The organism is Legionella shakespearei DSM 23087, assembly GCF_000373765.1.
GTDB classification, from domain to species: domain Bacteria; phylum Pseudomonadota; class Gammaproteobacteria; order Legionellales; family Legionellaceae; genus Legionella; species Legionella shakespearei.
In genome coordinates, this window is record NZ_KB892404.1 from 169,824 (window position 1) to 191,475 (window position 21,652).

Consider the following 21,652-nt stretch of genomic DNA (forward strand, 5'->3'; position numbering starts at 1 on the left):
ATAATTATAGATTTTTTATATTGTCAGCTGTTCTAAAACAGTAGACTACAGTGCCTGTAAAAATCAAAACAAAGGTAAAAAGCCAATTAAAAATTGTAAATTTATTTATAAAGTCACTAATTACAATTTCACCAGTGTCATAAATCTCATAATTAAACGGTTCACGGCTATAAATTAGCTTAAGTTCCTCATTCCATTGTTTTCCATAATGGTATTTGATGATTTCAGGATGCTCATGAGCGAAATCAAGATCAAAAGGCAATATCGTATTATAGTCTGCATCAAGGATAAAGACTGAGCCATCAGGAAATCGCGTCTGGTTGACAACATGACCATTTAAACCTATAGCTACTGATTCAAAGTGCATGGTATTTTTAAAAAAGTCAGCCAATGCAATTGAGTACTGAGAACAAAGACCAACTCCACGGTAAAGTGCATAACGATAATTATTATATTCATATCCATGGATTAATATGCGACTTAATGTTTTTAATCCATTGATGCGAGCATTAAAATCAGGAGCATATTGTATTAAATGGGAAAAGCTCCATAAAGACCAATTAAAAAGAAACGGATGCTCTAAATGATGATTCTCCGATATTCGCCAATCATGGGTAATACCAATAGAAAAGAGATGCGTGACTTTTTTTGAAAAACCATAATAATCCTTAATATGTTGCTTTGAAAGAGTATTCAACTGAGATATGATGACTCCGGCCGGCATGGTTTGAGTTGCATGCATATCGAGAGATGGATGATAAAACAATGCGCAGGTATTCAATATAAAAGAAAAAAAACCACATAAAAGTATTATGAGGGCTATCCATCTCAAATCAATCCTTTGATTCTGATATGGTTTTTTCAATCATAAGAAAGATTGTAATCCAAAACAAGTGGTTCAAATTTTGATTAGCTATTTTATACTTTTCTAAATGATCTGGCTCGTGATATAAATGATGGTGCTATTTTGACAAATTTAAAATATTTAAATCATATTGATGGTTTGAGAGCTATTGCTGTACTGTTAGTTCTTTTTAATCATGTGGGGTTTGGTTTTTTTCCAGGCGGATATGTCGGAGTTGATGTATTTTTCGTTATAAGTGGTTTTCTTATTACGCGCATTATTCTCACTGAATTTAATACCACAGGGAACTTTTCGTATTCCAATTTTTATTTTCGCAGAGTAAAAAGAATATTGCCAGCCTTGTTTTTTGTTTTAATTTGTACTTTGTTAGCCGCGTTTTGCTTTTTTCCTCCTGCCCTTTTTCAAGATGTAGCAGGTTCTTCTTTTGCCGCAACTCTTTCTTTCTCCAATATATATTTCTGGTTCAATAGTGGTTACTTTGATTTATCATCCCTCGTTAAACCGCTTCTTCACACTTGGTCATTAGGGGTTGAGGAGCAATTTTATCTGTTCTGGCCTGTACTTTTAATTTTTTGCCTTAAGCGACGGATTTCTTTTCAAAAGCTGGTGCTCAGCTTGTCTGCTCTCAGTCTTATTGCAAATATAGTATTACAAAAACACAATATCTCTTTATTATTTTACGGGATGCCATTCAGAGCTTTTGAATTTGGATTTGGCGTAATACTTTCACATGTTACTTTCAAAAAAATTCTACAGCCTGTTTTCTTTGATCTTATGTTTATTTCTGGATTCGGATTAATTTTTATACCCGCATTCTTTTACACAAGCACTACATTGTTTCCTTCATACAATGCAGTTGCGCCAGCTTTAGGAGCGGCTTTTTTAATATATGCAGGCAACTTTTCTCGAATGAGTATTATCTTGGCTAATCCCTATTCGCGATTTATTGGACTGATTAGTTACTCTCTTTATCTTGTTCATTGGCCATTAATCGTATTTTGGAATTATCTTGCAGGAACTCCCTTATCTACTGCAAAAGCTTATCTTTTGATTTCAATCAGTTTTGTTCTGGCGACTATGGTATATTATTTTGTTGAACAACCTTTCAGAAAAATAAATCATGAAAATAAGCGAAAAATAATCTATCTTGCTGGTTCAACCATCAGCGCTGCTGTTATTAGTGTATTGAGTCTCAATATTTATTTTCAAGATGGTTGGTTGTGGCGTTTGCCTGAAGAAAATCGCATGATTGCTTCCAGTGCCGGCAACCCGAAAGAGTATCATATTAAATTTTTTGGAGGAAGTGGCTATCCTTACCCATTTGGTTATACGTATCAAAACTCTGATGAACAACCAGCTAAAATCATTCTTATGGGCGATAGCCACGCACAAATGCTACAGCATGGACTCCACGAACTTATTGCAAAATCACTTAATTTTTCCATATATATGGCAGGAAGCAGTTGTTTGATTTTGCCTGGTGTTACGAGGCTAACCAATGAAATGGATTGGGATACAGTATGTCCAGATGTATTAAAACATGCATTGGTTGAGTTGAAAAAAAATGAGGATTCCGTATTAGTATTATCTGAAAGTTGGGTAAGCCAATTGACTATTGCAGGGTTGTTACCCGACAAGAAAAAATTGACATACAATCTAAGCAGTACACGTCCTGAGGATTATCCTGATTTAATAAATAAACTGGATGAATTGAGGAGTTTAATAGGTCAGCATAAATTAATTCTTTTTGGTGATGTACCTACTAGTGGAGGACAAGATATTTTTTCCTGTTTAACACAGCCGTTTCATGAATCAGCATCTTGCAAACAGGACGTGTCTGCACAAGCTAATCAGAATGCAATTCATTTAAACCAAGTATTAAAAGACTATGCGAATAATCACAAGAATACTTATTATCTCGACCCTTATGAGGCCTTTTGTGATGAGAAAAATTGTCGCAATCTCACTGACAATCGTGAGCCTATCTATAGTGATGGGTCGCATTTATCAAAGGTAGGTTCACTATTATTGATAGAGCATTTTAGGAAAAAACTAAGCCAACTAATAACACCATTAACAAATCAAGGATAATGCCCCTCTATTAGGGAACGGCCGTAGCCCGGTCTGCTTGCAGCCGGGATAAAACAAGTCGCCTCCCCGGCTGCAAGCAGACCGGGCTACAAAGCAGAACTACAACCGATCCCTGATGGGTACTGACCTTTTACCACTATGTTCCAGAAGCTGGCTGTACATGTTTTCATACTCATCTAAACACGCTTGCATGCTGAAGGTTGTTTCAACTCTGTTTTTTGCTTTTTGCCCTATTTCAGTTCTAGCATTATTATCAATCATGACCAATAAAGCTGTAGCTAATTGTTCAGGTTGCTTTGCCGGTACTACCAAACCTACCTCACCATCGATTACGGCTTCGGCATTTCCACCCACATCAGTAACTACCATGGGTAAACCAGATACCATTCCTTCCAGTACTGCATTGGAGAACCCTTCTTCATGAGAACATAATATGCCAACATCACTGGCATGCAATAAGTCAGGAATGTCTTTTCTTGAGCCCAAAAAGTGAAAATGCTTTTCTATACCCAAGGCTAAGGCCTGATTGTATAAATCAGCTTGTATTCCATCATCACGCCCTGCTAATAAAACAAGCCAATCCTTGGGCATTTTATCTTTTATGCAATGGAAGGCATCTATCAAGTCTGAATGTCCCTTATATGCTATAAGATTAGCAACCATGGTGAATATTAAAGTATTTTCATCGCAACCTAATTCTTGCCTCATATGGCTGCGTGTTTTAACTGCTTTGAATTCGTTTGTATTAATGCCATTGTAAATCAGACGTAAATTAGACTTGGCTACTCCTTCTTCCTGCAACTGCTCGATTACTGCCTGCGAATTTCCAGTAATGACATCCATTTTAGGATGCAGCCATCGCTCGATTTTAGCGAAACGAGTATGCTTGTCTTGATAGTAGTTCATACTGCGTCGACTCATCACTCGTTTGATATTGGGAAACAATAAAGAAATGGACCCACCAATGATATAAGCTGCGGGAAGAAAGAAATGAGCGACTTTAGGACGATAAGTCAGCAGGGTTAAAAATAAATAAAGGGATGAAATAACAAGAGAAATCCATGCTAAAATGCGATTCGTTTTCATGAATTTTTTTATCCACGCAGGAAAACGAACCCCTCGCACGCGAATGCCATTTTCTTCAAATAATTGCTTTAAAGGTCCCTCAGGATCCAAAGCAAAAATTTGAATTTGATAATCAGATTTGGCTAATTCAGAGGCAATTCGATACAAATGTCTCTCTGCCCCGCCAACCTGCATACTCCCTATAACATATAAAATTTTTAGCATTGACGTCTGTTTCCTTAAGATTTTGGATTAAATCACAATCAATACGTCAATATCATTAAAGTTTTACCACATTATCCTGCGCAGGAAATATGTTCTTAACATCCAAAATAATTTTCGCCTGGACAAATTGTGATTGAAACTCTATTTGTTTGAACTGAGCATGAGCAACAGCCATAATAACAATGTCCAGATTTTTTACCGCATCACAACTTGCCAATTCTACACCATACTCGTGCAAGGCAAGCTTATGATCGGCAACTGGATCATAAACAACAGATTCAATATGATACGTTTTAAGTTCATTGATAATATCAAAAACTTTAGTATTACGAACATCAGGACAATTTTCTTTAAATGTAAACCCTAAAATTCCGACTTTACTGCCCCTGATAGGTAAATCTTTTTGAATCATGGTTTTGATAACACGCTCAGCAATATATTTTCCCATGTTATCGTTAGTACGGCGTCCAGACAGAATGACTTCAGGATGAAAACCTAATTGCTGGGCTTTATGGGTTAAATAGTAGGGATCTACGCCTATACAATGCCCGCCAACCAAACCGGGTTCGAAAGGTAAAAAATTCCACTTTGTTTTTGCTGCTTCTAAAACTTCATGTATCTGGATACCCATTTTATGGAATATAATGGACAGTTCATTAACAAATGCAATGTTAATATCACGTTGAGTATTTTCAATTACTTTTGCAGCTTCAGCGACTTTGATTGAACTCGCCTCATAAACACCAGCCTCTACCACACTAGAGTATACAGCAGACACTATCTTCCTGATTTCTGGCGTTTGTCCTGACACTACTTTTTTAATTTTCGTAAAAGAATGCAGTTTATCACCGGGATTAATTCTTTCAGGAGAATAACCTACAAAAAAATCCACACCACCCTTAAGACCTGAATGTTGCTCTATAATTGGCAAACACACTTCTTCAGTTACGCCTGGATACACTGTTGATTCATATACAACAATGTCTCCCCTTTTAATAATGCCGCCAATCATAGTGGACACACTAACAAGAGGGCTTAAATCCGGTTGGTTTGAATCATCAATAGGAGTTGGAACTGCTACAATATGAAAGTCCGCTTTCTTTAAATCCTCGACATTAGAAGTCAAAAATAAATCAGACTCTCTCAATTCATCAGAACTGACTTCCTCTGTTGTATCAATTCCATCTTTTAATTGCCAAATACGTTCTTCAGAAATATCAAATGCAATCACTTCCTTTTGTTTACCGAATGCAACTGCTACTGGCAGGCCAACATAACCCAAGCCAATAATTGAAACTGTCCTTTGATGCGTCATCTCCACCTCTTTTAGCAATAATAACTTAAATACCAATTAACGAATAAGTCAACACCAGTAGTCACATCAACGGTGGGTTGATAACCTAAATCATGCTTGATTCTATTTATGTTCGCTTCAGTTTTAGGAACATCACCTGGTTGTATCGGTTCGAATTCAATAATAGCCTTTTTCCCTAACGACTCTTCAATGGCTGCTATATATTGCATCACCGTTCTGGGATTATTGTTTCCTATATTATAAATACGATAAGGGGCTTTGCTTGTTGCTGGATTGGGTAAATTACCATCCCAGGAAGGATCCGGTTCCGCAATTTTATCGATAGCAAGAGAAATGCCAGCTACTATGTCATCAATATAAGTAAAATCACGAACCATTTGCCCGTAATTAAACACTTTAATGGGTTTACCTTCTAATATGTTTTTTGTAAACAAAAACAAGGCCATATCAGGTCTTCCCCAAGGACCATAGGCTGTAAAAAAGCGTAGTCCGGTAGTGGGGAGATTATAAAGATGTGAATAAGAATGAGCCATTAATTCGTTTGCTTTTTTAGTAGCCGCATACAATGCAATGGGGTGATCTACAGATTCATCCTCAGCGAATGGCTGTTTGGTATTGGCACCATATACTGAGCTTGATGATGCATACACCAGATGCTTTACCTGACTATGTCTGCATCCTTCCAGAATATTCATAAAACCAATAACATTAGAGTCAATATAAGCATGAGGATTAACCAGGGAGTATCTCACCCCTGCCTGTGCTGCCAGATTAACCACTTTATCAAAAGGATTCTCATTAAAAAGCGCAGTAGTAGCTTCTCTATCAGAGATATCTATAGGAGAAAAATTAAAATTCTTATGTTTTTTCAGAATATCCAGGCGTGCTTGCTTTAACCCAACATCGTAATAATCATTTAAATTGTCAACACCATATACGGTGTCTCCGGAAGCCAGACGTTGCAAAGCAAGATGAAAGCCAATAAAACCGGCGCAACCAGTAACAAGTATTGTCATTGAATAACCATCACTTTAAATTATCGTATAAACCAAGGCATCTTATCATAACGGATCACATTTCTAAAACTAAATACTCAAATACACATTGAGTTATCCACTATCCTCGATTCACTCTATATTTCATTTTCGAAATAAAGTTGACAAGCATCAGACAGCAATACTGTGATTTAAAAAACTGGTGATTGCGTCACATATTTCTTCCTGTTCTACCAACGTCAAATACGGATGCATGGGTAAACTTAATACCTGGCTAGCTGCTTTTTCTGTAATTGGAAATCGTTTCTGCTCTCCAGGGTAGAGCTCTTTGAAAGCAGGTTGCTCATGAATACCTATTGGATAATGTACAGCTGTAGGAATATTTTTTTCCTGAAGTGCGGCGCGCAGTTCCTCTCTGCTTTCTACTTGTATAGTATACTGAGCATAAACACTCATGTTGTGTGGCGACACTACCGGTTTCTTCACATTTCCAGGTAATAAGCGATTATATCTCGCTGCAACCTCGTTACGTAATAAAATTTCATCTGGAAAAATAGTCATTTTTTCGAGCAAAATAGCGGCCTGAAGAGTATCAAGACGACCATTAATTCCTATACGGGTATGGTAGTATCGCTTACTTTGACCATGAATTCTGATTTCTTTCATGCGAGCAGCTAAATCTGCATCATTCGTAAAACAAGCGCCTCCATCACCAAAGCACCCTAGTGGTTTGGATGGAAAGAAACTCGTACAGGCAATAGTTGTCAAAGCGCAAGATTTTCTTTTCTTATAGGTAGAACCAAAGCTTTGGGCAGCATCTTCAATCACTGGAAGCTTGTAACGCTCCGCTATTTCATTAATCGAATCGTAATCAGCACATTGACCGTATAAACTGACGGGGATAATTGCTTTCGTTTTGGAAGTAATAGCCACTTCAAGTTTTAATGGATCAAGGTTATAAGTATCTTTATCTATATCAACAAAAACTGGTTTTGCACCGAGTAATGCAATCACTTCGGCCGTTGCAAAGAAACTAAATGGTGAGGTAATTACTTCATCACCAGCGCTAACACCAAGTGCCATTAAAGCAATCAGAAGCGCATCCGTTCCGCTAGAAACGGCCAGGGCATGAGATACACCAACATATTCTGCCAATACTGACTCTAACTCATGCAGATCAGAACCCATAATAAAGTCACTCTGATCAATTATTTTTTTAATTCGCGCATACAATGATGCTTCTATTCTTTGGGTCTGAGTCTTTAAGTCAATGAATTGCACAAATGATCCTTTATCTATGGACGAGATAATATTAGAAGCAATGGTATCAATCTTGCGAATTAGCGTCAAACAAGACCTGATAATTTTAAATACTTCCCTGTTTGTTGAAAATGACAATTTTCCTCAAACAGCTGTCGCAAACACTTTTATTTAGCGATATACTGACAAAACCGTATTAAACAGGAATTTTGCATGTCCTTGAAGGCCATGTATAACCAAATCGCTGAGAACTACGCCACTGCTAATCGTTTTGGTGCGATTAGTGAGAGTCATCATGTCGCTATTGAACAGATGAAGAAAGCTTATCTGGGCTTAAAACCTCATTATAAGGTTCTTGATCTCGGTGTAGGTGATGGGGCATTTTTACAAAAGCTGCAACACGTGATGCCGCGGGCGGAATTTACTGGTATTGATGTTTCATCTGAAATGTTGAAAAAAGCCAGTGAGACGCTCCCGTTAAAGACTATAGAGTGCAGTGCTGCTGATGCCAGTCGCTTTTTGCCTCCGCACAGCCAGGATTTGGTTCTTGCTCATTTTATTAACGCGTATATCCCCATCAGCTCTTTATTTGATGAAGCGAAATTGCTTACCAGAGCCAATGGCCATTTTTCAATGATTACAACTACCTATGATTCCTTTCCTGTGGCACAGCAGCAATTGGCTGAATTTATTGCTCAGGACACTATCTTAAGTAGCATGGTTGGCCATTATTATAAGTCCATAGTCAAAAACACTACTGTTGCTGCAAATCAGGATGAATTGATATTAGCCTTTAAACAACATCAGTTTGAGATTGTTGCTCATCAGCGTCTGGAAATACCTATTACCCTGAATAATATTGATGAGTTGGCGCTTTTTGGGATTGAGGGCACCTGGTTTCTCAATACTTTATCCATACGTATGTTGCCTAAATATTTTTTAATCCAGCGGCTGAAGCGTTTATTTAGCAAAATCTTCACTTTTCCTTATCATGATACTCATATAATTGATGTAGTCCTTGCCAAGAAATGATAATCTGGGTTCACGATTATGCTTCATGCCGAGTGCCACTACTCCGCCGTCCCGCGGCTTGTCTTCGGGATCCAGAAATCTCACTTTGAGCTTAGATCCCTGGATCCCGCGGTCAAGCCGCGGGACGGCGGAGCTGTAGTGGTGCTTCGGGTGGCATATGTCAGACGCAATTGAGCATTTAAAAAAACTTTACGGATGAGGTGTACACGTGATTTCTGAAGCAGTAAAAAACTATCTTCCTGAATTAAATCTCCGCCAGAAGCAAACCAACAATATTATATTCATCACCTTTTGGAGTCAGTTTTCTGTCTATGCTCTGAATACCGTCCTGGTTTTGTTTTTGACTCGTCCTTTATTGATGCAAGGTTTGGGTTACAGTCAGGGCAAAGCGTATGCTTTTATGGGGGTGACGCAGGCTATGGGGTATTTGATGCCGATGTTGGGCGGGCATATGGCGGATACTGTTGTTGGGGTCAGGCGCTCGATTCTCCTTGGGAGTATTATGCTGGCCTTCGCGTATTTGCTGGTGATGCTGAGTGGTTATACCATCAGCACTCATGGGGATTTGATGTTTATTGCGGCTTTTGCTTTTATTCCAGCCACGAATTCTTTATTGATGGGTACGGCATCGAGCATGGTATCGCATATTTATTCTGATGATGCGATTAGAGCAAAATCAGCCATGACTTATTACTATATGGCAATTAATGTTGGGGCTCTTTTGGCGACATTAATTGCTCCGGCTTTATTAGACAGCCGTTATGGCCCTCTTTCTGTTTTAACGCTTACTTTTGTCGGTAAATCGATTGCGGCGTTAAATTTTGCCAGAAGATATTCTATTTATGACAGTGTTGTCTGGGGTATGGATGCTTCACGATTTTCCAGGCAAGGCATTCTTCGTCTGGTTGCTTATATTGGCGTCATTTACGTCCTGACTTTGTATGCCTATACCCATGTGTATATTGCCAGCACGATTATCAGCGTTGGTTGTACTTTGGGGATACTTTGGTTTTTAACAAAAACGATTAAGTTGCAGGGAGAAACCCGTAGCAAGCAAATGATTGCTTTGTTATTGATTATTGAAGCTATAGTATTTTTTATTATTTACAATCAGATGAACAGTACTCTGGTGTTATTTGCAGAGAATAATTCAGATCACAATTTATTGGGATTAAGTATTTCTGCTGCTCAATATCAGATGTTAAATCCCATGCTTATTTTAATTATAGGCAGTCAGTTGCCTCGTTTTTATCGTTTCTTTTCTCGTTTTACTATCCCTTATCAGTTTGCTGCTGGAACCGTATTGTCTGGTGTCGCTTTAATGGTGATGGCATTTGCTGCGAGTCAGGCTACTTCTGGGATAGTTAATGGGAATTATATTGCTTTGACTTATATTTTAATTACCATCGCGGAACTCTGGGTCAGTGCTATAGGTTTAAGTATGATAGGTTTGTATTGTGATGGTCGTGCGATTGCCTTTGCTATGGGGGTCTGGTATTTAGCCAGTTCGATGTCGAATGCGATTTCGGGTCGTGTTGCGGGTTGGGTAGCGATTCCTGAAAACATTACTTCTGCTGTTGAGAGTTTGCCTTATTATAAGGGTTATTATCTGATTATGGGGGTTTGTGCTTTGGGCTTGGGGGTTTTGATGTATCTTCTGGCCTGGGTTTTACATAGGGTTATGCGGGCTCGCGGTGTTGAGCTGGCTTGAGAGTTATTAAATACTGTAGCCTTGATGCAGCGACAGCGAAATCAAGGTTTTCATATTCACAGTTCTAAATAAAGAACTGCTCTTTGGCGTGACTTTTTTGCCCTGTGTTTCAGGGGCCTGTCATGGTAGATCTTTTTAGGTGCTCGCAAGCTCCGCGCCTAAAAAGCTCCACCATGCCACCCTTCAGGTTGGATCCTGGTCTTGTGCTTTGATTTAGTTTGTCTTAATGCAGCAGTAGCGCTGGCTGCTCTTCTTAATCATTACCTAAAGAAAACCGAGCCGCGACCGTAAGGGAGCGGAAATTTTGGATGTGCACCTCGTAAATAATCAACAGTGGAATACATCGAACTGTTCCGCTTCCTTACGGTCGCGGCTCGGTTTTCTTAGCATTATCATTTTTGGTACCCTGTATTGGCGATCGCAACATAGGCTTCAAGAGGAAATGCTCCTCGCGGTAAACTATTGGTTTACTTCATCCAATCCCAAATTATCGCGTTTAAATACTCTGTCTGCTCTGTAACTGGATCGTACCAAGGGGCCGGAGGCTACTTCGAAGAAGCCTTTTTGTAAGCCTATTTTTCTTAATTCTGCAAAAGTTTCGGGCGTAACGTATCGTTCTATGGGCAGATGGTTTTTGGTGGGTTGCAGATATTGTCCGAGGGTCAGGATATCTACGTTGTGAGCTCGTAAGTCGTCCATGGTTTGGATGATTTCTTCATCTGTTTCGCCAAGGCCTAGCATCAGGCTGGTTTTGGTGAGTACATCGGGTCTGTAGCGTTTTGCAAAGGCCAGAACGTTTAGAGTTTGATGGTAGCCTGCCCTGTTGTCGCGTACTGGATGAGTCAGGCGTTCGACTGTCTCTACATTTTGGGCAAATACATCAACTCCGCTATCCAGTAGTGTGGCTACGTCTTTTTCCACTCCCTGAAAATCAGGGGTCAGCGCTTCGACTTTTGTACGTGGAGAGCGTTGTTTGATTGCTCTGATTGCCTGTGCGTAATGGTTTGCGCCGCCATCGGGTAAGTCATCCCTGTTGACTGATGTTAAAACAACGTAATCAAGATTCATTAGTGCAACGGTGTTGGCGGTGTTTTCAGGTTCCTGGGCATCGAGCCAGCCATGGGGATTGCCTGTGTCTACGGAGCAAAATCGGCAAGCTCGGGTACAGACAGCTCCCATGAGCATAATGGTGGCGGTGCCGTGTGACCAGCATTCTGCAATGTTGGGACACTTGGCTTCTTCACAAACGGTGGCTAAGCGGTGTTTCTGGACTTGTTCTTTCACTTGGCTGTATGCAGGTGTTGTATGATTGACTATGCGCAACCATTTAGGCTTGGGTAAACGCTCATGAGCCTGTCCTGTTGATTTTACCCCGTCTTTAATCGCGGTAACGCCGTGTGAGGTTTTATATTTTTGTCCGCTCTCGACAACAACGGGAATATTAATAAGTTTACTCATAGTACCACCTGAAAAAACAAGAACCATGATAATCCCAAATCAAGGGTTCAAGATCAAGTCTAATTTTATAACCGATTTCCCAAATGCGACGCGGGTATCATGCTTTGGTGAAGGATGGCGATGATAGTTATGGTCTCAGGTGTCACTATATAATAGATAGTATGAGCACCATATAAAAATCGATAAACGTCTTTTCTCACATCTTCAAAACAGTTTTGTTCGATTAGCGGCATTTCAGCTAGCAATTGGATGCGGCTTTTTATCTCTTCCAAATATTTTGCAGAGTGTTGTGCGCCCCAGTGATTTAAAGTAAAGCGTCGAATGTGAATCAGGTCTTCTTTTGCATTGGAGGTAAGTTGGTATTGGATCATTAATCAAATGTGCCATTTAATAATTCATCAAAAAACGCATTACCGTCAATTGTTCGCCCCATAGCCATTTCTTCTCTTGCCTGTTCTACACGAGTTTTTAAATATTGCATTTTGAGAGATTCCAGATTTAAGTAATCTTCAACAGATAACACCACAGCTACAGCTTTACCGTTGCGGTTTATCTGGACTGGCTCACGTTGTACTTTGAGTAAAAGATCGCCAAAATGCGTCTTGGCTTCATTGGCTGACAAGGATTCCATAATTATCTCAATCATTTCGTTCGATATAATCATTATAGATGAATTAATCAAAAACGTCATCATTTAATACACAGCCAGACCGGCACAGTACGTAGCCCGGTCTGCTTGCAGCCGGGATCGAAGTGGTAATGAGCTGATCCCGTATTACGGCTACAAAATCAAAGTAGCACCATGCCAAATCAAGGAGATCCTTCGCGCAAAAAGACGCGCTCAGGACGACGGAGATTCGATAGTGGCAGGAGTTTCGAACCCTGAAATTACTCAGTGCGTAGCCCAGTCTGCTTGCAGCCGGGATCGAAGTGGCAAGGAGCTAATCCCGTATTAGGACTACAAAATCAGAGTAACACTATGCCAAATCAAGGAGATCCTTCGCGCAAAAAGACGCGCTCAGGACGACGGAGATTCGATGGTGGTGGGAGTTTCGAACCCTGAAACTACTCAGTGCGTAGCCCGGTCTGCTTGCAGCCGGGATCGAAGTGGTAATGAGCTGATCCCGTATTACGGCTACAAAATCAGAGTAGCACCATGCCAAATCAAGGAGATGCTTCGCGCAAAAAAACGCGCTCAGGACGACGTGGATCGGGGAATGGTAAAAATATTATGATAACAAAGTGGGATGGTTTACAAAATTTCAATGCGATTACGGCCGGCATTTTTTGCTTTATACATGGCGTTGTCAGCACGCATGAACAATGTTTCAATATCATCACCATTCTCAACGGTGGTTAATCCAAAGGAAACAGTGACATCAACCTTGTTTTCACGATAATAAAACTGGCATTCTTCTACCAGTTTACGCAACTTTTCTAATATAACTTTGGCTTCCTTGCTGGATGTCAGCTCAAAAATAAAAACGAATTCTTCACCGCCCACACGGGCGATAAAATCAGTAGTTCTTATGGATGACTTGAAGATGGTGGCTACTTTTTTGAGTACTTTGTCGCCGGCTAAATGGCCAAAACTGTCGTTAATACGCTTAAACCTGTCTATATCACAAACAGCGAGGGATAGGACTTTTGAGCTTCTTTTCCAACGTTGCATGGCATCGAGTATGTGTTCGTCATAGGATTCACGATTGGGTAAACCAGTCAGGCTGTCGTGATTGATTCTGTATTTTTGGAAGGATAAGAGGTTTTTAATCTCTTCAGCATTTTGTTCTGATTCAGAAAGTTTTCCCTGTAAATTTAGTACTTGTTTTTCATATTCAAGTTCTCTTTGCTTTTCATTAGCACGGTATTCCTGAAGGCGCTCACCTATCATTTTCAGGTTTTCACTGATTTTACTGGATAACTCTTCAATGCTTGTAGAGTTATCCAGATGATCTTTGATTTGATTAATATTATCCTGGATTCCATCTTCCAATTCCCGGCTGTCATCTGCAGCTTTTCTGCGCGTATCTGACGCAGATTTTAAATAGACATCAAAATCATGTAACTGGTTGGTCAGTTGCTGTAGAAATCCTTTAAATCGATTTTGCTCTACATTAAAGGCATCAACGACTAATTCCGTTAAGCCATCGATAATTTTACTTAAATCATCACTGTTTATTTTATGTTCTAAAACGGTTTTGATTTGTTCCCGTTTGGCATCAAGATCCTGAGGAATGGATAAATGATTCAACAATTGCTGTAAACTGTCATTCACTTTTAGGCTGATATTTGCTGCTACGTCAACAGAGGTACTGAGTTTTAACAGATGACTGTGTTCTTCCAGTTCTTTTATAACCGAAGAAACGCATTGGGTCAGTACTTCATTAAAGCGCACCAAAATTGCCTGGCTCTCCACATCGTCCGTATTGATCATTTTCTGCAATTTGGTTACAGCCCTTTTATCTTGCGGCTTATTTGCCAATCGACCTATGGAATCAGTACTTTGTTTCAGCAGGTTTGGTATCATTCGTGACGCTTCAGCTTTCTTCTTTTGCAGCTGTGAAAGGATGAGGACTAAATGTTCTACTTTTTTTTCTATAGTGACAGGGTCAATCTCATTATCCAGTTGGGCTCGCAATTGAGAAAAATGTTCATCCATTTCATAGTTGATGCCTATGGGAGTGATGATCAGTTGGTTAATAACATTTTTTAATGCATTGATTTGTAATTGCATTTTGTCGCATTTTAATTCATAGCGGCTGATGGTATTAACAATTTTTTTCTTCAATTCCTGGTCTATCATTTGCGAAATCCCTCTCACAATTCATTTTTTTGCTGTCTTTTCCTTACTGCTTCAAGCAATACCTTAGCGTGCGATCCATCACACCAGGGTGGGCTCTTTGTTTGTTTACAATTACAAAAACAGACCTCTTCACTCAAATCAGCCACATATCTGACGGCTTTACTGCCACATTCGGTTTTATCGCATAAAGGTGGCGTATTACTTTCCCCACAACTACACCAGAAATACTCTTTGCCCTGAACAACTTCAAGCCTGATTGGAAACAGATGTGTATAATCCGACTCATCGTCCATTAATCCATTGCCCCATTTTTCCCTCAATTACTATTAATTGTATTCTATAAATCCAAAAATAGTTAAAAAAGAACTATTTTTTTATAATACGCTTTATTTTAAACCTCTCGATTATTGAATTTGGTCAATAGCCATCCGCAGAGAATCAGGCTAATCACTACAAACAGTGACAAGGCCAGATTAGATAAAGCCAGAGGATAAATAATCAAACATAAGGCTATAGCCATAATAAACAACAGGCCTATATTGTTTAATGTGGGGTTCAGGCGCATGAAGAATTGAGTTCTGCTCACTAAAACATAGAGAATCAAGGTTAATAGTATGGGGATCAGATACACGCCCTGATAAATTAACTGATAAAGTCCGGTTGGTGCCCCAGCTGAATGCTGGTTATACAACCATTGCCCGAAGATAAAGGACCAGTTCATCACGCAAGTTTGTTGGTGCAATTGAATCATAAAAGCGAACAGGAAAGACAACAGGAAAAATAAGTGATGAATAGTCCTGTTTCTGTAGTGTTGGCCTGCAAGGTAAAAGGCAAATAATCCCACAGCGGCTGCCGGTATTCGCAACCAGGGAAGCAGTTCAAAAAAGGTACTGGCATATACTTGCTGAACGTAATGGACTACACCTATAACCAATATAAAGATTAATCCGGTGATGATTTGCTTTTTCCGGCTTTTCTGCACAAAGAGCAGAGCGAAGAAACCGGCCAGACAAAACAGGGCGCAAGGGTTAAACGCATCCATTAAGGCCACAGTAGTTATATATTTCAGGGCTGAAGGATTACCGGTGATGTTGGAATCAAACATGTTGGCATTCGCCCAACGCTTTAATACTTCGACAGTGACAGGTGTTAATGTCCCCTTCTGTTCAATTTGCTGTTTGCAATAATTTAAACCGTACAATAAGTCTTTGCCCGTTGTCTGAGCTGATGCAAAGCCAACCCATCTGGATCCGCAAAAAAAGACCGAAGGAACGGCAAAATCATTCATTTTTTGTTCGGTGAGTAATTGATTAAAACGGATTAATGCATTTTTATCTTCATTAATGTTGTAGCGTTGTATATGTAGCCAGGGAGAATTAGCCTCTATTCCGCGGAAAAACTCATCAGCCTTATGGCAATAAGGGCATTGGGTGGAGAGGTATAATTCAACATTTAATACTATCTTTTTATCTGCTTGCTGGACATACCATGAGGATAAGGAATCATTCGCCCATACATTGGAACTGAGCATAAAAAACAATAACAGGAATCTGAATGCCGTATGCATAGGTATTTATACCTGAAGTCAAAAGAATACTATAGCATCGAGTTTCAGGTATGAATATAATTTTCCAAATGTTCAATTTCCCGAGCTTTATCTTCGAGCAAATGATAAAGCAAGTCACCTATGGACAAGATGGCGAGAAACTCATCGTCTTCACAAATTAAAACATGTCGTCGTTTAGTATCGGTCATTGCCTGCATTGCCTTGTCTACAGAATCATGAGGACTAAGAATAGTGACTTTGGTAAATACTACATCCTCAACTTTGGCTGTATTCAAATCCACACATTGATGAAGGCAAGATCGGACTATATCGCGCTCACTTACTATACCAATCAATTCATCATTCTCATCAACCACCACTAAAGCACCTATATCTAATTCGGTCATCAAATCAATACTTTTTTTCACACTGTCTTCGGGATGGATAAAAATGATTTTTCGCGGGGGCATAGGTAATACGCTGTGAATTAAATGTGCCATTTTTACTCTCCATGATAACGATTGGTTTTATTAGTAGTTGATTGTATAAATATAGCACAAATGATAGGGTTTATGTTGAGGACAATCCAGGGTAAGTTAAGAAGCTCCGCGGTACGGTGGAGTTGCGCTTAACTTCCAGGGAAAGGCTTATTCTTTCATTAAGGCATATGCCTTGGGAAAATGAATTGCCAGAAAATTACTGAGCATGGAATGATACATTCCCTTTTTCATGCGAGTGTGAAAGTGGACATAAAACTCAGATCCCATATCATGAACATCACAAAATAATCGTTTATTTTTATCATGAAGGTAGCATTTGGATTTATTCCAATAAACATAGTTTCCTGTGATGGGGTCCTCTTTATAGACCATTTTTGTTACATTATTAGTAAAGGTAAGCAAAATATAATAAGGCGTAGTAAAGGGTGAGATGTATTTGTTGAGTAAGGCATCCCCTTCCATCAACAAACGTACAACCGCACCATAACTCATGTGTTTAAAATACAGTTGTAATAATTTATCAATATGGGCTGCAAAATCCTGCGAACTCATTTGATTTTCATCCAGAAAAAGAGGTAAGCCTGTTACCATATTACCTACCAGTTCAACCACTCCTGGTATAGGTAAAAAACGATTGGATAGGGAAATATAGAGCAAGAGTTTATCGTGGCCAGATAGCTGTCTGACCATATGATACATCATAAAAGAAAAAATCGTACTGTATGGATAGCCCTGGATATTGTTTTTCTCAGCATAATCATCCATTTCTTCTTTGGATATAACCAGATTGCAGTATTTCGTTTCCGTTTTTTTTTCAAAAAGGCAATCAAAATTGCGATAATGGCCAGGCTTGATGGCATTAAAAACCGCCTTTAATTCCTTGGTATTGGATGGCTCATTCATTGAAACCGGATAAATGTTATTCAGGGAAATAAAATCTTTACTGATATTATTCTGTTCAACGGGCAAGCCTGCATATCGTCTAAAGATTTCTTCCTGCACCAGTTTATGACTCCAGCCATCCATAATGATGTGGTGAAAACTGATAATTAAAAAAGAGTGCCCTTTTTTCTTTTGTAGATAGATATTGGCCAATCGCGGCGAATGAACTGTAATAGCCAGGGAATTAATATCTTTTTTAGGAAAGAAGAATGACCCTTTAAACCAGATGTCACTTTGCCGTTCTGCAGCAATTAAATAATACTCATCATTAACACAGGTCAGTTTACTGTTAAGAATAAAATGATTATTTAAGGTGTCGATAATTGCTGACTTCAATCTATTGAGATCTACATGTTCCTGCAGAGCTAAAAAATGGACGACATAAGACACTCTGTTGCTCTCTTCACCATTAATTTGAGCTGCATAACCACGTGCCTTCAGTCTGTCCAGCTTTATCGATTCTTTTAAATTTACAGCGCATGGATTTGTATCGGATAAACAGGAGCCAAGAGCAGAAAGGGGCTTCTCTTCATCAAGTTTTGAAATATCCAGCCATTGCTTAGTTTCATTGAAGAGATAAGTTGCGAATTGAATATAGTCTATTGATTCAAAACCCAATTCTTTTAGTTGCATTCCCAGATGGATTTCCTGATTCTTACAATGCAGTTGCAGGTATTCCACTATTTTCTGGTTTATTGAAGCAGATTGTTGCACGGTATCACTATTAACAGACATCACTCCATCCCCATATTTATCATATCCAATTGACTCTTGTGTTGATATCTATCAGAGTCTATATAATTAGTATAGTCATCTTATGAGTGCACCATGGATCATCCTGAAGATTTAACCGCTTTTCTACTCCCCCCTCATGTAGATGCCCTTGTGCAGGCTATTCTTCAGATTGTTCCTTTTCATAAAAAGGAATTGTTAAAAACACTGACCTTGCTGCAGAAAGAAGAACTCGCAGAATTGGATAATTATCTTGTATACAGCAAGGAGCAAGGGCGAAGCATTGAGTTTATGGCAGAAAGTTATAAAACGATTATGTCCAGCGTTATTATGGAAACGATGTACTTTCAGGAACATAAGAAATACAGGTATTCTCGCTTTGCAGAGGTAGCTGATAGCGTGTATTACAATGAAGAATATATGTCTCAATATATGCATGGTGTGCTGATCAGTTTATTTTTCTGGCCAAATCATTTAAAGCTTTATCGTTTTTTTTGCACCACGCTACCGAAAAATAAAACCGGAGATTATCTGGAAATTGGCCCGGGGCATGGGTATTTTTTCAAGGCAGCTGTAGAGCAAAGCAATTACCAGCGTTTTTTTGGTATCGATCTGAGCGAAACAAGCATTCAGCAAACAAAAAACCTGCTTGATATCACTCATCCTGAACAATCCAACATTCATTTATATTGCAGTGACTTTTTCGCCTATCCTTTTCAAGAGCAGAGTTTTGATGCCATTGTCATGGGAGAAGTATTGGAGCATGTAGAAAATCCTCAGGATTTTTTAAAGAAAATAGCCCTTCTCGCGAAAAAAGATGCTTATATCTTTGTTACTACTTGCCTTTTTGCCCCCATAATAGATCATATTTATGAGTTTCACGATTTAGGCGAAATCGAAACGCTTTTTTTAGAGTGCGGATTAAAAATTAAAGAAAGCTGCATACTGCCTTATGTTGATAAAACACTTGAAGAGTGCCTGAAACAGCTTTTAACGATTAATGTAGGATACGTCCTTGAAAAAAGATAATAAAAACAAATCCTCCAGGCAACATAGCTTGCTGAGCTATCCTTACGATTGCGGGTTGATTTTAAGAAAGAAACAGGCCATCAAAAGAGAACTGCTTCTGAAGGATTCTTTACTCGTTAAAAAAATTGCCATACTAGGCGGATCAACGACCAGTGAAATTAAAGATATTTTAGAGCTTTTCCTTCTTAATCAGGGCATCAAGCCTGAATTTTATGAGTCGGAATTTAACCGATATTTTGAGGAATCTGTCTTTGAGAATAAAGCATTGCAGACATTCAAACCGGATATTATTTATTTACATCTCACTCATAAAAACATCAATACCTTCCCCGAAATAAACAACTCATTAGCACAAATTGAGCATCTGTTACAGCAAGAGCAAGAAAAACTAAGCCGTATCTGGGCTTCTCTGGCCCAATATCAATGTCCCATTATTCAAAATAATTTTGATCCGCCTCAATATAGAATTCTTGGTAACCTTGACAGTTCTGACCCACATGGTGCCTTAAACTACATTAACAAACTCAATAGCTTTTTGGCCGAATCAGCACAAAAGCAAAGTCACTTACATATTCATGACATAAATTATCTGGCTGCACGTATAGGGTTAGAGCGTTGGTTCGACTATCCATTGTGGTATACAGCCAAATACGCTGTAAGTTATGAAGCCATTCCGCATTTGGCACAAAGCCTGTCTGCAGTTATAGCGGCTTTATCAGGAATGGCTAAAAAGTGCCTGGTACTGGATTTGGATAATACCTGTTGGGGTGGCCAAATTGGGGATGACGGTCTTGAAGGTATAGCTATAGGCCGAGACTCAGCTCTTGCCGAAGTATTTGCTGACTTTCAACATTACCTGAAACTGCTTAAATCGCGAGGAATAATCCTGGCCATTTGCTCCAAAAATGATTTGGCAGTGGCTAAAAACGGTTTTACCCATCCGGATACTGTCTTAACAGAGCAGGATTTTTCGGCTTTTGAAGCCAATTGGGAGGACAAAGATAAAAATCTGTTAAAAATAGCAGATCAACTTAATCTGGGTTTGGATAGTTTTGTATTTATTGATGATAATCCTGCTGAGCGGCAATTAATCCATGATGCCCTACCGCAGGTCAATGTCCCTGATATAGGAAGTGACCCGGCTCATTTTATAAATATTATTGATAAAAATTATTATTTTGAAACCAGTGGCATTACGGCTGAGGATGTGAATCGGCATGAGTTTTATAGCAGAAAAGCAATGTATGATAAACCAGAGCACAGATTGGATTACGGCGCTTATCTGGACAGTTTGGCCATGTCAGCTGAAATCAAACCCTTTTCTGCCCCGAATGTGCCACGCATCACGCAATTAATTAATAAGACACATCAATTTAATCTGACTAATAAAACGTACACTGCAAATGAAATTGAGTCTATTTCCAATGATCCAGACTATATTGGTCTGTATGGGCGCTTAGCTGATGTTTATGGAGATCATGGTCTTATCAGCGTCATTATAGGACACATTCACGACAAGGAATGTCATATTGAATCCTGGTTAATGAGTTGTCGCGTGTTTAAACGTACCATGGAATATGCCCTGTTTGATGCTCTGACAAAGAAATGCAAAGAATCAGGAATAGAAACAATTAAAGGCTACTATAACCCTACTTCTAAAAACGGATTAGTAATAGACTTATACAAAAATCTGGGCTTTACATGTGTAGAAAATAAGAACCACGTTTCTATCTGGCAGTTGCAACTAAAGAATTACAAAAAGAAAAATTATCATATTAAGGTAAATTAATGAAAAGAGAACAGGTTACTGAAAGAATACAGGAACTTTTCAGAGATGTATTTGATGATCAATCTCTGGTTATTCACGAATCAATGAGCTCGAGTAATCTGGCCACTTGGGACTCATTGCATCATATTAGCCTGCTGGTAGCTATTCAAAATGAATTTCAGATTAAATTCAGTTTGATTGAAATACAGGATTTACAAAATATAGGGTCGATTATTGATTTGATATTACAGCATGTGAACGCTGAATAGTAACAAACCTGAATGACGATCCCGATCTACGTCGTCCTGAGGACGA

The 21,652-nt window shown here is 39.0% G+C and carries 19 protein-coding genes; 6 read left to right on the forward strand and 13 right to left on the reverse strand.

What is annotated here, in order from left to right:
* Positions 1–4: 4 nt before the first annotated feature.
* The gene (locus B094_RS0109680; protein WP_018577612.1) at positions 5–832 is read right to left on the reverse strand and encodes a hypothetical protein; all 828 of its coding nucleotides are present in this window, start codon (positions 830–832) and stop codon (positions 5–7) included.
* A 135-nt stretch (positions 833–967) separates the two neighbouring features.
* Here B094_RS0109680 and B094_RS16505 point away from each other — a divergent pair, with 135 nt between their 5' ends.
* The gene (locus tag B094_RS16505; protein ID WP_018577613.1) at positions 968–2,956 is read left to right on the forward strand and encodes an acyltransferase family protein; all 1,989 of its coding nucleotides are present in this window, start codon (positions 968–970) and stop codon (positions 2,954–2,956) included.
* A gap of 99 nt (positions 2,957–3,055) precedes the next feature.
* Here B094_RS16505 and B094_RS0109690 read toward each other — a convergent pair whose 3' ends face one another.
* From B094_RS0109690 to B094_RS0109705, 4 genes are all read right to left on the reverse strand, one after another.
* Positions 3,056–4,246 (reverse strand): glycosyltransferase, encoded by a 1,191-nt coding sequence (locus B094_RS0109690; RefSeq protein ID WP_018577614.1) that lies wholly within the window; start codon positions 4,244–4,246, stop codon positions 3,056–3,058.
* Between the two features lie 55 nt (positions 4,247–4,301).
* A complete protein-coding gene (locus B094_RS0109695; protein ID WP_018577615.1) occupies positions 4,302–5,561 on the reverse strand; it encodes a nucleotide sugar dehydrogenase in 1,260 nt (419 codons plus the stop codon).
* A gap of 11 nt (positions 5,562–5,572) precedes the next feature.
* Positions 5,573–6,577, reverse strand: a complete 1,005-nt coding sequence (locus B094_RS0109700; RefSeq protein ID WP_018577616.1) for an NAD-dependent epimerase — start codon at positions 6,575–6,577, stop codon at positions 5,573–5,575.
* 150 nt (positions 6,578–6,727) lie between these two features.
* Complete coding sequence (locus tag B094_RS0109705) at positions 6,728–7,837, reverse strand: DegT/DnrJ/EryC1/StrS family aminotransferase (RefSeq protein WP_018577617.1); 1,110 nt, start codon at positions 7,835–7,837, stop codon at positions 6,728–6,730.
* 192 nt (positions 7,838–8,029) lie between these two features.
* On the opposite strand from B094_RS0109705, the gene B094_RS0109715 reads away from it, so the two are divergent.
* Complete coding sequence (locus tag B094_RS0109715; RefSeq protein ID WP_018577619.1) at positions 8,030–8,848, forward strand: class I SAM-dependent methyltransferase; 819 nt, start codon at positions 8,030–8,032, stop codon at positions 8,846–8,848.
* Between the two features lie 208 nt (positions 8,849–9,056).
* On the forward strand, positions 9,057–10,559 hold the full coding sequence (locus B094_RS0109720) for a peptide MFS transporter (protein WP_018577620.1): 1,503 nt from the start codon (positions 9,057–9,059) through the stop codon (positions 10,557–10,559).
* Between the two features lie 459 nt (positions 10,560–11,018).
* On the opposite strand, the gene lipA is transcribed toward B094_RS0109720, so the two are convergent.
* The 8 genes from lipA to B094_RS0109765 all read right to left on the reverse strand — a co-directional run bounded on the left by lipA (position 11,019) and on the right by B094_RS0109765 (position 18,543).
* Entirely contained in the window at positions 11,019–12,017 is a 999-nt protein-coding gene (lipA, locus tag B094_RS0109725) for a lipoyl synthase (RefSeq protein ID WP_018577621.1), read from the reverse strand.
* 65 nt (positions 12,018–12,082) lie between these two features.
* Positions 12,083–12,388 carry a type II toxin-antitoxin system RelE/ParE family toxin gene (locus B094_RS0109730; RefSeq protein WP_018577622.1) on the reverse strand — a complete coding sequence of 102 codons (306 nt, stop codon included), beginning with the start codon at positions 12,386–12,388 and terminating at the stop codon, positions 12,083–12,085.
* Complete coding sequence (locus B094_RS0109735) at positions 12,388–12,648, reverse strand: type II toxin-antitoxin system Phd/YefM family antitoxin (RefSeq protein WP_018577623.1); 261 nt, start codon at positions 12,646–12,648, stop codon at positions 12,388–12,390. Before B094_RS0109735 ends, B094_RS0109730 begins: the two co-directional genes overlap by 1 nt.
* A gap of 621 nt (positions 12,649–13,269) precedes the next feature.
* Positions 13,270–14,820, reverse strand: a complete 1,551-nt coding sequence (locus tag B094_RS0109745) for a GGDEF domain-containing protein (protein WP_018577625.1) — start codon at positions 14,818–14,820, stop codon at positions 13,270–13,272.
* 14 nt (positions 14,821–14,834) lie between these two features.
* Positions 14,835–15,113: a CDGSH iron-sulfur domain-containing protein gene (locus tag B094_RS0109750; RefSeq protein WP_018577626.1), complete on the reverse strand. Its 279-nt coding sequence runs from the start codon at positions 15,111–15,113 to the stop codon at positions 14,835–14,837.
* A 98-nt stretch (positions 15,114–15,211) separates the two neighbouring features.
* A complete protein-coding gene (locus B094_RS0109755) occupies positions 15,212–16,387 on the reverse strand; it encodes a glutaredoxin family protein (RefSeq protein ID WP_018577627.1) in 1,176 nt (391 codons plus the stop codon).
* 44 nt (positions 16,388–16,431) lie between these two features.
* Complete coding sequence (locus tag B094_RS0109760) at positions 16,432–16,866, reverse strand: CBS domain-containing protein (protein WP_018577628.1); 435 nt, start codon at positions 16,864–16,866, stop codon at positions 16,432–16,434.
* Between the two features lie 147 nt (positions 16,867–17,013).
* Positions 17,014–18,543 (reverse strand): condensation domain-containing protein, encoded by a 1,530-nt coding sequence (locus B094_RS0109765; RefSeq protein WP_018577629.1) that lies wholly within the window; start codon positions 18,541–18,543, stop codon positions 17,014–17,016.
* 93 nt (positions 18,544–18,636) lie between these two features.
* Here B094_RS0109765 and B094_RS16000 point away from each other — a divergent pair, with 93 nt between their 5' ends.
* From B094_RS16000 to B094_RS0109780, 3 genes are read left to right on the forward strand one after another with little or no spacing between them, the layout of a single operon-like run.
* Positions 18,637–19,569 (forward strand): class I SAM-dependent methyltransferase, encoded by a 933-nt coding sequence (locus tag B094_RS16000; protein ID WP_018577630.1) that lies wholly within the window; start codon positions 18,637–18,639, stop codon positions 19,567–19,569.
* Positions 19,556–21,358 carry an HAD-IIIC family phosphatase gene (locus tag B094_RS0109775; protein ID WP_018577631.1) on the forward strand — a complete coding sequence of 601 codons (1,803 nt, stop codon included), beginning with the start codon at positions 19,556–19,558 and terminating at the stop codon, positions 21,356–21,358. Before B094_RS16000 ends, B094_RS0109775 begins: the two co-directional genes overlap by 14 nt.
* Positions 21,358–21,606 (forward strand): acyl carrier protein, encoded by a 249-nt coding sequence (locus B094_RS0109780; RefSeq protein WP_018577632.1) that lies wholly within the window; start codon positions 21,358–21,360, stop codon positions 21,604–21,606. Before B094_RS0109775 ends, B094_RS0109780 begins: the two co-directional genes overlap by 1 nt.
* Positions 21,607–21,652: the final 46 nt, after the last annotated feature.